Source organism: Coprobacillus sp. (genome assembly GCF_984815275.1).
This window is the reverse complement of sequence record NZ_CFJNYH010000024.1, coordinates 1-13,408: the sequence shown is the minus strand read 5'-3', so window position 1 is coordinate 13,408 and position 13,408 is coordinate 1. Positions and strand designations below refer to the sequence as shown.

The 13,408-nt window shown below is 31.6% G+C and carries 10 protein-coding genes; 9 read left to right on the top strand and 1 reads right to left on the bottom strand.

The annotated features are described in order from the left end of the window. Positions 1-29: 29 nt before the first annotated feature. The 8 genes from AC5M21_RS09690 (at position 30) to rhaD (ending at position 9,382) form a co-directional block, all read left to right on the top strand. Positions 30-512: a PTS sugar transporter subunit IIA gene (locus tag AC5M21_RS09690; protein ID WP_054325236.1), complete on the top strand. Its 483-nt coding sequence runs from the start codon at positions 30-32 to the stop codon at positions 510-512. A 23-nt stretch (positions 513-535) separates the two neighbouring features. After that, on the top strand, positions 536-1,381 hold the full coding sequence (locus AC5M21_RS09685) for a PRD domain-containing protein (RefSeq protein ID WP_302280699.1): 846 nt from the start codon (positions 536-538) through the stop codon (positions 1,379-1,381). 118 nt (positions 1,382-1,499) lie between these two features. Next, the gene (locus AC5M21_RS09680) at positions 1,500-2,888 is read left to right on the top strand and encodes a PTS transporter subunit EIIC (protein WP_117598695.1); all 1,389 of its coding nucleotides are present in this window, start codon (positions 1,500-1,502) and stop codon (positions 2,886-2,888) included. Then, a complete protein-coding gene (locus AC5M21_RS09675) occupies positions 2,882-4,282 on the top strand; it encodes a glycoside hydrolase family 1 protein (RefSeq protein WP_054688416.1) in 1,401 nt (466 codons plus the stop codon). Before AC5M21_RS09680 ends, AC5M21_RS09675 begins: the two co-directional genes overlap by 7 nt. Positions 4,283-4,316: 34 nt before the next feature. Next, complete coding sequence (locus tag AC5M21_RS09670) at positions 4,317-5,804, top strand: sialate O-acetylesterase (RefSeq protein ID WP_117598694.1); 1,488 nt, start codon at positions 4,317-4,319, stop codon at positions 5,802-5,804. A gap of 123 nt (positions 5,805-5,927) precedes the next feature. Then, positions 5,928-7,301, top strand: coding sequence for a rhamnulokinase (locus AC5M21_RS09665; protein WP_117598693.1), 1,374 nt, complete (start codon positions 5,928-5,930; stop codon positions 7,299-7,301). Between the two features lies 1 nt (position 7,302). Next, positions 7,303-8,550, top strand: coding sequence for an L-rhamnose isomerase (locus AC5M21_RS09660; protein WP_117598692.1), 1,248 nt, complete (start codon positions 7,303-7,305; stop codon positions 8,548-8,550). Between the two features lie 4 nt (positions 8,551-8,554). Continuing rightward, positions 8,555-9,382, top strand: coding sequence for a rhamnulose-1-phosphate aldolase (gene rhaD / locus AC5M21_RS09655; RefSeq protein WP_054325235.1), 828 nt, complete (start codon positions 8,555-8,557; stop codon positions 9,380-9,382). Positions 9,383-9,853: 471 nt separating this feature from the next. On the opposite strand, the gene AC5M21_RS09650 is transcribed toward rhaD, so the two are convergent. Continuing rightward, the gene (locus tag AC5M21_RS09650) at positions 9,854-10,750 is read right to left on the bottom strand and encodes a glycyl-radical enzyme activating protein (protein ID WP_117598691.1); all 897 of its coding nucleotides are present in this window, start codon (positions 10,748-10,750) and stop codon (positions 9,854-9,856) included. Positions 10,751-10,933: 183 nt separating this feature from the next. On the opposite strand from AC5M21_RS09650, the gene AC5M21_RS09645 reads away from it, so the two are divergent. Continuing rightward, on the top strand, positions 10,934-13,345 hold the full coding sequence (locus AC5M21_RS09645; RefSeq protein ID WP_117598690.1) for a glycyl radical protein: 2,412 nt from the start codon (positions 10,934-10,936) through the stop codon (positions 13,343-13,345). Positions 13,346-13,408: the final 63 nt, after the last annotated feature.

Genomic DNA, 13,408 nt, shown 5'->3' with positions numbered 1-13,408 from the left:
AGTTTTTTAATTAATTAAGAGGTGAAAATATGTTTAATATAAAAAGAAAAAATAAAAATGAAGAAACAATCTACTCTCCAGCTATTGGTAAAGTCATTCCAATAAGTGAAGTCAATGATGCAATGTTTGCTGATAAATTATTGGGTGATGGAGTAGGAATTATTTTAGAAGATGATTTGCTTTGTTCACCATGTGATGGAATTATAAGTATGATTGCAGTCACCAAACATGCGATTGGAATTACATCTACAATAGGTGCAGAGATTATTATTCATGTAGGTTTAGATACAGTTAATTTAAATGGTAAGGGGTTTGAGGTTCTTGTTAAGGAGAATCAGAAGGTTAAAGTAGGTGATCCTATACTTAAAGTAGATAGAGTGTTTATGGAATCAAAAAATATAGATTTGACAACACCAATGATTGTAACAAATTGCTTGTCTTTTAATGTTTCTATTGTTCAAGATAAGAAAAAGATTACATATAAGGATGAACTATTAACAATATTGAAATAAGAAAGTTGAGGTGAGTTATCATTATGAAAGTCATTAAAAACATTAACAATAATACATCTATTTGTTTAGATAGTAACAATCAAGAAGTTGTTGCTTTTGGAAAAGGTATAGGTTTTATTAAACCGCCATATGAGATAGATATATCTAAAGTCGAAAGAACATTCTATGATGTCAATCCAGATTTTGTTCAAATGATAAATCTTATTCCAGATAAAGTCTTTGAGCTATCTGTTAAAATAGTGAATTATGCTCAACAAAATATTGAAAAGTTAACAAATTCAAATATTATCTTTACTTTAGCAGATCATATTAACTTTGCTATAAAAAGATGTGAAGAAAAGATGGTTATAGATGTACCTGTTTATTATGATATTCAACACTTATATCCTCATGAATTTGCAGTTGGAGAGTATGCGTTAAAAGAAATTAAAAAAGTGATGAGCATTCAATTACCTAAAGAAGAGATTATTGGAATTGCTTTACATCTGATTAATGCAAAAGCAATAGTGAGTAGTTATCAAAAAAATGAAGGAAATAATGATGCTATTGAAAGTATAACTCACATTATTGAAAGTTTCTTTTCAATTACTGTAGAAAGAAAAAGTTTTAACTATTCAAGGTTTGTATCACATATTCAGTACTTATTAAAAAGAGGAAGTGAAGGACAATATATAATGTCTGATAATCAAGAGATGTTTCAAACATTAACCTCTTCTTTTCCAAGCGTGTATGAGTGTGCAAAACAAATTGATGATTATATTTTCAAGAAATTTAACTATACGTTTAATGATGAAGAAATATTATATTTAATGTTACATATAAATAGACTTTGTGCTCGTGAGGATTGTTACCAATGGGGCTTGACCTAACCACAAAAGTAAGAAATGATTACTTTTTTGTTTGGGTTTTTATTTTGTTCATTCACAATGCATTAGCGCGCATGTATTGTGTTTATATAGATTTACAAAATATAAAGGAGAGAGAAGTATGGCTAAGAAAAATTATGAAGCTTTAGCTGATGAAATTATTGAGGTTATGGGTGGAAAAGAAAATATGACTTTCTTTATTCATTGTCTTACACGTTTACGTTTTAATGTCAAAGATAAAGGTTTAATTGATAACGAAAAATTAAAAAATATAAAAGGAGTTGTTGGTAGTCAATGGCAAGGAGATCAATTTCAAATTATCATTGGTCAACATGTTGGTGATGTATACAAGGTCATCTGTCAGAAAGCTGGATTTGAGGTTAAAGAGATTATTAAGGAAGATGCTGATGTGCCAAAGAAAAAGCTAAGTATTAGTTTAATATTTGATAGTATATCAGGATGTGTAACACCTCTTCTTCCTTTAATAATAGGTGGAGGATTAATAAAGGCAGTACTGCTTATATTATTACAATTCAAATTAATCAGTGTAGAGAGTTCAACATATATGGTTTTATCCTTTACAGGAGATGCAGCCTTTTATTTCTTACCAGTATTTTTAGGGGCGACTGGCGCTAAAAAGTTTGGTGCAAATATGGGGTATGGGATGCTACTTGGAGCAACGTTAATACATCCACAATTCATCGAAGCAATAAGTAAAGGAACTGCATTATCTATCTATAACATTCCAATTCATGCAGCATCATATGCAAGTACTATATTTCCAATGATTCTCGCAACATTTGTTTTATCTTATGTAGAAAAATATATAACAAAGTTTACTCCTCAAATGTTAAAATCATTGGTTGTTCCATTGTTTACACTTTTAATTATGTTGCCATTAACATTGTGTGTTCTTGCACCAATGGGATCAGTTTTAGGGTCATATTTAAGTACAGGAATTACATGGCTTTATGATACGACTGGATTTTTAGCAGTAGGTGTTGTGTGTGGTGTTTATGTTTTCCTATGTATGACAGGAATGCATACAGCATTATTACCTATTTTATTTACAATGTTAGCAACCGTTGGTTATGAACCAATCACTGTCATCGCTAGTATGTTATATACAATCAATCAAGGTGTTGTGACTTTGGTAGTTGCTGCAAAAACAAAAGATAAGGATGTGAAATCTGAAGCATTAACATGTACAATTACTTCGTTTGTTGCAGGTATTTCAGAACCAGCATTATTTGGTTTCTCATTAAAAAATAAAAAACTTTTATACTGTTCAATGATTGGATGCTTTTGTGGTGGCATTTATGCAGGATTAATGAAAGTTTATTGTTTTGCAGTGGCTGGTACAGTAGGATTTTTGGGATTACCAGGATTTATTGGTTCTGATTCAATGAATCTTATTAATATGATTATTGCGATTGCAATTTCATGTATTGTGACTTTTGTTTTAGGAATTAAATTTGGATATCAAAATAAGGAGGAAATCAAATGTTAAAGGATAATTTTCTATGGGGTGGATCTGTTTCAAGTATGCAAACAGAAGGTGCATGGAATATAGATGGAAAGGGACCTTCAAATTATGATGTCAGAAAAATTAAGCCTGGTTTCTCAGACTGGAAAATGGCGATTGATTTTTATCATCGTTACAAAGAAGATATTAATTTATTTGCTGAAATGGGATTTAATACTTATCGCTTTTCTATTTCGTGGTCAAGAATTTTACCAACGGGAGGAGAAGAGGTAAATCAACAAGGTTTAGATTTCTATGAAAATATTGTTGATGAAATGTTATTAAAAGGAATAGAACCAATTATTTGTATGCATCATTTTGATGTCCCTCTTGAATTGGTTGAAAAATATGGTGGTTGGTGGTCTAAAGAATTTATTGAGTCATTTAAAAGATTAACAACTGCTGTGGTTGATAGATTAGGAAAAAAAGTTAAATATTGGTTCCCTATTAATGAACAAAATGCAATTATGTTTTCTTCATTTATGTTTCCAACAACTGATTTAGCTAGTAATGATATGAAAGGACGTGATCAAAGATCAACACAATCAGTACATAATGCTCATGTGGCAGGAGCATTTCTTAGATATTATGTAAAAAGAGTTAATCCTAATGCACAAGTTGGAGGAATGGTTTGTTATTCACCATTTTACCCAAATGATTGTAACCCAGTTACAATTCATAAGGCAAAACGTATTCAGGAAATGTTTATATTATCTACTTTAGATGTTATTGTTGAAGGACATTACTCAAATGAAACACTTAAGACATGGGAAAGATATGATATCATGCCTAAAATGACAGAAGAGGAACTTACATTAATTAAAGATAATCCAGCAGAATTCATTGGTTTTAGTTATTATTGTTCTCGTCTAGTTAATGAAAGCACATCAGAAGACACTAATCCAGAAGAATTAATGAAATTATTAACATCTATGATGTCAAATAATATGGAGAAAAATCCATATCTTAAGCAAAGTGAATGGTCTTGGACAATTGATGAAATAGGTTTTAGAATAGCATTAAACGATATATATCGTCGTTATAAAAAACCAATTATTATTTTAGAATGTGGAATTGGTGTTGATGAAAAACTTAATGACAATATGAGTGTTGACGATGACTATCGGATTGATTATTTTAAGAATCATTTAGTAGAAATGAAAAAAGCAATTGAGATTGATGGAGTAGACTGTTTTGGTTTTTTAACTTGGGGACCTATAGATATTTTGAGTTCACAAGGTGAAATGAAAAAACGTTATGGTTTTATATATGTTGATCGTGGTGAAACAGATTTTAAGGATATGAAGCGTTACAAGAAAAAGAGTTTTCATTGGTTTAAAAAAGTCATTGAATCTAATGGAGAAGTGCTAGATTTATAATATCTTCGTTATATAGAAAAGAGTGATAGGTAAAATGATAGTAGATATAGTTTATTCAGATAACATGGTTTTACAAAGAAATACACATAATTATATAACTGGACAATGTTTAGATAATGAGGATGTATCTATATATTTTCAAGGAACAAGGTATAGATCTCAGAGTAAGAATAATACATGGGAAATATGTTTGGATCATTTAAAAGAAGGGGGACCATATCAATTATTAATTGAGAGTCATGAATGCCAAATTATTTGGGAACATATTTATGTTGGTGATGTTTTTCTGGCAGCAGGACAATCAAACATGGAGTATCGTTTAAAAGATTCTTATTTAGGAGATGAGTATATTCATTCTCAAGAGCTAAATAATATATATTTCTTTCAAGTGCCAAGAGTAGAGTATAGAGAAAAAGGACAATCATATCCTCGTTTTGAAAAACCTCATTGGAAGGAAGCAAACCCAACAACATCAGGAAATCTTTCAGCAGTCGCATATCATTTTGTAAGAACAATAAGACAATATACAGATATTCCAATTGGAATAGTTGAATGTAATAAAGGTGGTACTTCTGCGTCTTGCTGGATACCAAACAAAGAATTAGAAAAAAACATCTATTTAAAAGAGCTTTATATAGATCAATATTTTCAGGATATTCAAGATCAAAGTGATGAAGATGAAAATAGAAAAATAGATGAATTCAAACAAAGTCTACAGTTATACATGCAAAAAGTTCAATCATATAAAAATAACCATCCAGACCACAGTATGAGTGAAATAAAAAAAGCAGTAGGCCACACTCCTTGGCCAGGTCCAAAGGGTAAGAAAGATTTTGGAAGGCCAGGTGGATTGTATGAAACAATGTTTTCAGTTATCAAAACATATTCATTTGCATCAGTATTGTGGTATCAAGGAGAAGAAGATGTTAAATATGCAGAATATTATGATATTTTATTAACTTTACTTATTCATAAATGGAGAAGTGATTTAAGGAATAATCATTTACCATTCTTCTGTGTACAGTTACCTAATTATAATGATGAGAAATATGATAAGTGGCCAATATTAAGAGAAAAACAAGCATTAGTAAGTGAAAAAGTCAAAGATGTACATTTAATTGTTTCAATAGATTGTGGAGAAGAATTTAATATCCATCCTATTCATAAAGAAGTGATAGGTCAAAGACTAGGAAAATCTGTTCTTTTACACTATTATAATTATTCTATTCAGGGTGATGCTCCTACAATTATTTCAATAGAATACATTGATTCAAAATTATATATAAAGTATAATCAAAATCTCTATTATAAGGGAGAGAATATACAGGAATTTGAAATTGAAAATCATCTTGTAAGAAAACCTATTTATCCAGAATTAAAAGATGGTACTTTAATATTCGGTATAGATCAAGATTGTACGCAACTGTTATATGCCTATAAAAATTACCCAATAACTAATTTATATGGTATTAATGAAATTCCTATTGCACCATTTCGTATCACTATTAATAAAAATGTTTAAATCAGCAAAAGCACTGTATTATAAGTTGATAAATGCAAAATAGGACAATATATTAAACAACTCAGGACATTTGAAACTGGGTTGTTTTTTTGTATGATGAGATTGTAGAAAAGAGGTGGGAAGATGAGATATTATCTCGCAATAGATATTGGAGCATCAAGTGGTAGACATATGTTGTGTTCTTTGCAAAACAATCAAATATATCTAGAAGAAATCTATCGATTTGAAAATCATGTTGAATTGAAAAATGGTCATTACTATTGGAATATAGATTATTTATTTGGAGAAGTTGTCGCAGGGATTAAAGAATGTGTCAAACACAATAAGATACCAACAACACTAGGAATTGATACATGGGCAGTAGATTATGTGTTGTTAGATGAGTTAGGACATCGTATTGATGATGTTTATGCTTATAGAGATAACAGAGTGGATAGCTTTATCAAACCAGATAAAATAGAAGAGTTATATATGAAAACAGGAGTTCAGTATCAAAAGTTTAATACGATTTATCAGCTTGCAAGTGATGATGAATTAAGAAAAACCAGAACTCTTGATTTTCTCATGATACCTGATTATCTCAATTATTTATTAACTGGAAAAAAGGTCAATGAGTATACCAATATGTCAACAACACAACTCTTAGATATTCAAACCAGCAAGTTATCAAAAGAGTTATTAGACTTTTGTCAAACTGATGTTGAGATTTTTCAAGATATTGTGATGCCTGGAACATCATTAGGTTCACTATCAAAAGATATGAGAAAAGTGATTGGAGCTGATATAGAAGTCATTGTACCTTGTACTCATGATACGGGTAGTGCTTATATGGCAGCAATTGAAGACAAGAGTATTATTTTGAGTTCAGGAACATGGTCATTATTAGGAATTGAAACAATGCAACCCATTGTGACTTTAGAATCAATGAATGCCAACTTTACCAATGAGGGGGGGTATCAGCAACGTTATCGCTTTTTAAAAAATATCATGGGACTATGGATTATTCAGGAAGTTTCAAGAAATCTTGATGAGAAATATAGCTTTGCAAAGTTAGTGGAATTGGCAAGACAAGATCAATTTGCTGGGATTTTTGATGTCAATGATGAACGTTTCTTAAAACCTGAGAGTATGATTTTTGAAATTAAGCAATACTTTCAAGAAAGACATGAAACACCTCCTCAAACAGTTGGGCAGATCGCTTCTTGTGTTTATCATTCATTGGCATATGGTTATAAAAAAGCCATTGAGGAATTAGAGATGATAACTAAACAAACTTATCCAGTTATTAATATTATTGGCGGGGGATGTCAAAATCAATTATTGAATGAAATGATTGCTGAAATGACTGGAAAAAAGGTTGTTGCTGGACCTGTAGAAGCGACAGCACTGGGAAATATTCTGGCACAATTGATACAGCAAAAAGTTGTTAATGATTTATGTGAGGGGAGAGCATTGATTAAAAAATCATTTGAGATGAAAGAATATAAAGGAGAATAATATGAATCAAAGATTTGAAGAAGCCAAAACAATTTATAAAAAATTAGGTATTGATGTAGATGAAGCATTAAAACAATTACAAACATTTCCTGTCTCTATGCATTGTTGGCAAGGTGATGACGTTGTGGGATTTGATGGAGCAGGAGCTTTGTCTGGTGGGATTCAAACAACAGGAAATTATCCAGGGAAAGCAAGAAATTATCAGGAGTTAATGAATGATATTGATGAAGTTTTAAAATTAGTACCAGGAACAAAACGTATTAATCTTCATGCATCTTATGCCATCTTTGAAGAGGGGGAAAAGGTTGATAGAAATGCAATTGAACCTCGTCACTTTGCAAAATGGGTTGAATTTGCAAAGGCAAGAAATTTAGGATTGGATTTCAATCCAACGATTTTCTCTCACCCTCTTGCTGAAGGATTAACACTTTCTTCGCCTGATCAAAAGATAAGAGAGTTTTGGATTGAACACTGTCAGGCATGTATTCGTATTAGTGAATATTTTGCTGATGAATTAGGAACACCTTGCTTAATGAATATTTGGATTCCTGATGGTCTTAAGGATATTCCTGGTGATCGTTTGACACCAAGAAAAAGATTTATGGAATCTTTAAATGAGATACTTTCTATCAATTATGATAAAAATAAGGTTCTTGTGTGTTTAGAATCAAAAGTCTTTGGAATTGGAATGGAATCATATACAGTTGGTTCAAGTGAATTTACAATGAATTATGCCAAAACAAGAGATATTTTACCATTGATGGATAATGGTCATTATCATCCTACAGAAGTTGTTTCAGATAAATTATCGGCTATGTTATTATTCCATGATAAAGTTGCATTGCATGTGACAAGACCCGTTCGCTGGGATAGTGATCATGTTGTTTTATTTGATGATGAAACAAAAGAAATTGCGAAAGAAATTGTCAGAAATAATGCAATGGATAGAGTTTTGGTTGGTTTGGATTTCTTTGATGCAAGTATCAATAGAGTAGCAGCGTGGACAGTTGGTATGAGAAATATGCAAAAAGCGATGTTATATGCTTTGCTTCAGCCTTATGAAATGTTAAAAGAAGCTCAAGATCAAGGTGACTTTACACAAATCATGGTTATCAATGAAGAATTGAAAACCTATCCATTCAATGATATTTGGGATTATTATTGTGAAATCAATCAGGTTCCAGTAAGAGAAATTTGGTATGATGAAGTGAAAAAATATGAAACAGAAGTTTTAACAAAGCGAGGATAATCGAATGAATATATTAGAACAAGAATTTATCAAAGGATTTATCAGAATGTGTAGTGATGGGTTTGCGCAAGGATGGCATGAACGTAATGGCGGCAATTTAACATATCGTATGAAAGATGAAGAAGTGAAGTATGTTCAATCCGTGTTTTCTTATCACCGTAGCTGGGAAGATATAGGAACAGAAGTTCCTGAACTTGCGAACGAATATTTCTTAGCCACAGGTTCTGGAAAATATTTTAGAAATGTAGAGTTAGATCCTGAAGCGAATATAGGCATTGTTGAAATTGATAAAACAGGAACAAAGTATCGTGTTGTTTGGGGACTGATTCATGAGGCAGTTCCAACCAGTGAATTACCAACACATTTGATGAACCACGCTATTAAGAAGATGGTTACTGATAATCAGCATCGTGTCATTTATCATTGTCATTCAACGAATGTCATTGCATTAACATTTGTTTTACCGCTCAAAGATGAAATCTTTACAAGAGAGTTATGGGAAATGGCAACAGAATGTCCAGTTGTATTTCCAGCAGGTGTAGGTGTTGTGCCTTGGATGGTACCGGGTGGTAGAGAGATTGCTGTTGCAACAAGTAAGTTAATGAAAGATTATGATGTGGCAATCTGGGCACATCATGGAATATTCTGTTCAGGTTCGGATTTTGATACCACATTTGGTCTTGCACATACTGTAGAAAAATCAGCTGAGATATTGGTGAAAATGTTATCAATGTCACCAAAGAAATTACAAACTATTCAAACAGATGAATTGAGGTCTTTGGCAGATGCTTTTCATGTGACGTTACCTGAAAAATTTTTGTATGAGAAATAAATAATATTTGAAAGTGTTCTTTTTTCCTCCCCAAATGAAGAGACTTATAAAATGAAAGACAAAAATATTCAGTGTAAAGGAATTTATGACTGAAAAATAGGTGACTCAGAATAATCAAAAGAAATCAGTAGATACTTGTATTGTCATCAGTATTATGCTAAAATACTATTGATGAAACTATAGTTTTGAAACATAGAGTTCAAAACGAAAAGCCAAGGGTCTAATCCAATACCCCTTGGCTTTTCTTCTAGGCTTGTCATCAGTCATGTCTATTATCAAGCCATTTGCAAAGAAAGTAAACGACTAACCCTGCTGTGATAGAGACAATGAATTAAACTATAGTTTCAATTAACATAAAGTTCACCTCCTTTCAAAGGGAGGAACTGATAACACTTCTATTGTATCATGAAACAAGAGGTTATGCGTCTCAATTTTATCTCATGTTTTTCTCAAAAAAAAGACCATTAGGTCTTAAAAATAACAATGAATTCCTTTCTCTAAAAAGACTTTCTGGTAATCTTTTAAGTCTTCTGGATGAAAGGCTTTTTTATTTTTATATAAATAATCTCGATTTAACATTTCATATTTTCTTTCACCAAATTGATGAAAAGGTAATAACTGAACTTTTTGAATACCCATATTTAAAAATAAATTGGCTATGCCTTCAGCATCAGTTAAGCTATCATTAAAATCTGGGATAACTGGGATACGAGGTAAAACATTGATTTGATTTTCAATAGCCCATTTGAGATTAGAAAGAATCAGCTTGTTATGCACAGCAGTGCCCTGAAAATGTTTTTCACTATCATAATGTTTAACATCAAAGAGAAGTAAATCAAATAAGGGAGCAAGTTCTTGAAATATGTCAGATTGGATATAACCAGTTGTTTCAATTGCAACATGAATATTATGTTTTTTTAATTCAGTTATCAAGGCTTTGACAAACACTGGCTGACTCATTCCTTCACCGCCAGAAATTGTGACACCACCATCTGATTCTTCATAGAAATCTTGATCTTGCAAACAGACTCTGACAACTTCATCAACATCTTTGTACTCGCCTTCATGTGATAATGCTTGCTGATAGCAGTTGTGAACACATTGTAAGCAACCAACACATTTATTAAAATGAATATGAATATGATTGTTTTTATTTTCAATCGCTTTTTGAGGACAAGAATTCACACAGTTCAGACAATGTACGCATTTTTGTTCATCATATAAGATCTGTACTTTTTCTAATTGTGATTCAGGGTTAGAGCACCATAGGCATTGTAAAGGACAACCCTTTAGAAAGACAGTTGTTCGAATACCAGGACCATCGTGAATACTAAATTTTTGAATATTAAAAATATTACCTTTTACCATATCTCTTCTCCTCCATTGTCTTTATATTATCATATGTTTATAAAATAGTAAATATAATATTTCAAATGAAAGTTAATATAATTAGAAATGAAATATGAATTGACATTGTATAAAACTATTGTTATTATATATTTGAAAATGAAATGATGTTAAGTTTCAAATGAAATAAAGTGGAGGAAAACTATGAAAAATGTTGAGCATTTTGGTGACTTGACACCAAGAATGAATGATTTTAGAGAGAAAGTTTTAGAGAAGAAGCCTTATATTTGTGCTGAAAGAGCCTTATTGGTTACTGAAACTTATAAGGAACATCAAAATCAGCCAGCTGTAATGAAACGTGCATTGATGTTAAAGAATATCTTAGAAAAGATGTCTATCTATATTGAGGATGAAACATTGATTGTTGGAAATCAGGCATCTTCAAATAAAGATGCACCAATCTTCCCAGAATATACATTAGAATTTGTTATTAATGAATTAGATAAATTTGAAAAACGTGATGGTGATGTTTTCTATATTACTGAGGAAACTAAAGAAGCATTACGTTCTATTGCTCCATTTTGGGAAAATAATAATTTAAGAGCTAGAGGTGATGCTTTACTTCCTGATGAAGTTAAGGATATTATGTCAACTGGTTTATTAGGCATGGAAGGGAAATTAAATTCTGGTGATGCTCATTTGGCTGTTGATTACCAAACCGTTTTACAAATCGGTTTAAAAGGTTATGAAGAAAGAGTTAAAAAACTAAAATCTGAATTAGATTTATGCAAACCTGAAAGTATTGATAAATATGTTTTTTACAAGGCTGTACTGACTGTCATTGAAGCTGTGAAAACATATGCTCATAGGTTTAGTGTATTGGCAAAAGAATTGGCCAAAAAGGCAGAAAGATCTAGGAAAGATGAATTGTTAGAAATTTCTAGAATCTGTAATAAGGTCCCTTATGAACCAGCTGAAACATTCTATGAAGCGATTCAATCTACATGGTTTATTCAATTGATTTTACAGATTGAGTCTAATGGTCATTCATTATCTTATGGACGATTTGATCAATATGTTTATCCTTATTTACAACATGATTTAGATCAAGGAATAATCACTGAAGATATGGCAGTAGAATTATTAACAAATTTATGGATTAAGACATTAACTATTAATAAGGTTCGTTCTCAGGCACATACTTTTAGTAGTGCTGGAAGCCCAATGTATCAAAATGTAACAATTGGTGGTCAAACATCTGATAAGAAATGTGCAGTTAATAAGTTATCCTATCTCGTTTTGAAATCAGTTGCCCAGACTAGACTCCCTCAACCAAATTTAACAGTTAGATACTATAATGGAATGCCAAAAGAATTCTTAGATGAAGCAGTTGAAGTCATGAAACTAGGAACAGGAATGCCAGCATTTAATAATGATGAAATTATTATTCCTTCATTTATGAATTTAGGGGTTAAAGAAGAAGATGCATATAATTATTCAGCTATTGGATGTGTTGAAACAGCTGTACCTGGAAAATGGGGATATCGCTGTACAGGTATGTCATATTTGAATTTTCCTAGAATTTTACTTTGTGTGATGAATGATGGAGTGGACTTAACAACAGGAAAGAGATTTGTTGAAGGCAGTGGACATTTTAAAGATATGAAATCTTTTGAAGAATTACAGGCAGCTTGGGATAAAGCGATTAGAGAATTGACAAGAGTTTCTGTTATTGTTGAAAATGCTGTCGATATTGCTGGAGAAAGAGAAATTCCAGATATCTTATGTTCAGCTTTAACACAGGACTGCATTGGTCGAGGAAAGACAATTAAAGAAGGTGGCGCAATCTATGATTTTATTTCTGGTTTACAGATTGGAATTGCTAATATGGCAGATAGTTTGGCAGCTATCAAGAAATTGGTCTATGAAGAAAAGAAAATTACACCTGAACAGTTATGGAATGCTCTGCAAAATGACTTTGAAGGTGTTGAAAATGAAAAAATTCAAAAGATGTTAATCAATGATGTTCCTAAATATGGAAACGATGATGATTATGTTGATCAATTGGTTGTTGATGCTTATAACTCATATATAGAAGAAATGAAAAAATATCCAAATACAAGATATCAAAGAGGACCTATTGGTGGTATTCGCTATGCTGGGACATCTTCGATTTCAGCAAATGTTGGACAAGGGTTAGGCACAATGGCAACACCAGATGGTCGTAAGGCCCATACTCCACTTGCTGAAGGTTGTTCACCTGCTCATGCAATGGACAAGTGTGGACCAACCGCTGTCTTTAAGTCTGTTTCAAAACTACCAACTCATGAAATTACTGGAGGGGTATTACTCAATCAGAAGGTGACACCAACAATGCTTTCAACTGAAGAAAATAAAATGAAATTAGAGATGATGATAAAAACATTCTTTAATAGATTACACGGATATCATGTTCAATATAATGTCGTTGATAGAGAAACATTATTAGATGCTCAGGCACATCCAGAAAAACATCGTGATTTAATTGTCCGTGTTGCTGGATACTCAGCATTCTTTAACGTTTTATCAAAAGCAACACAAGATGATATTATTGAAAGAACTGAACAAACTTTATAAGAGGAGATAAGAGAAATGGAATTTATTATTGATACAGTTGATTTAGAAGAAATTAAGGATGCA

Bases quoted from the DNA above. Each gene is read 5' to 3' on its own strand.
- AC5M21_RS09690 (WP_054325236.1), top strand. From the start codon at position 30: ATGTTTAATATAAAAAGAAAAAATAAAAATGAAGAAACAATCTACTCT.
- AC5M21_RS09685 (WP_302280699.1), top strand. From the start codon at position 536: ATGAAAGTCATTAAAAACATTAACAATAATACATCTATTTGTTTAGAT.
- AC5M21_RS09680 (WP_117598695.1), top strand. From the start codon at position 1,500: ATGGCTAAGAAAAATTATGAAGCTTTAGCTGATGAAATTATTGAGGTT.
- AC5M21_RS09675 (WP_054688416.1), top strand. From the start codon at position 2,882: ATGTTAAAGGATAATTTTCTATGGGGTGGATCTGTTTCAAGTATGCAA.
- AC5M21_RS09670 (WP_117598694.1), top strand. From the start codon at position 4,317: ATGATAGTAGATATAGTTTATTCAGATAACATGGTTTTACAAAGAAAT.
- AC5M21_RS09665 (WP_117598693.1), top strand. From the start codon at position 5,928: ATGAGATATTATCTCGCAATAGATATTGGAGCATCAAGTGGTAGACAT.
- AC5M21_RS09660 (WP_117598692.1), top strand. From the start codon at position 7,303: ATGAATCAAAGATTTGAAGAAGCCAAAACAATTTATAAAAAATTAGGT.
- rhaD (WP_054325235.1), top strand. From the start codon at position 8,555: ATGAATATATTAGAACAAGAATTTATCAAAGGATTTATCAGAATGTGT.
- AC5M21_RS09650 (WP_117598691.1), bottom strand. From the start codon at position 10,750: ATGGTAAAAGGTAATATTTTTAATATTCAAAAATTTAGTATTCACGAT.
- AC5M21_RS09645 (WP_117598690.1), top strand. From the start codon at position 10,934: ATGAAAAATGTTGAGCATTTTGGTGACTTGACACCAAGAATGAATGAT.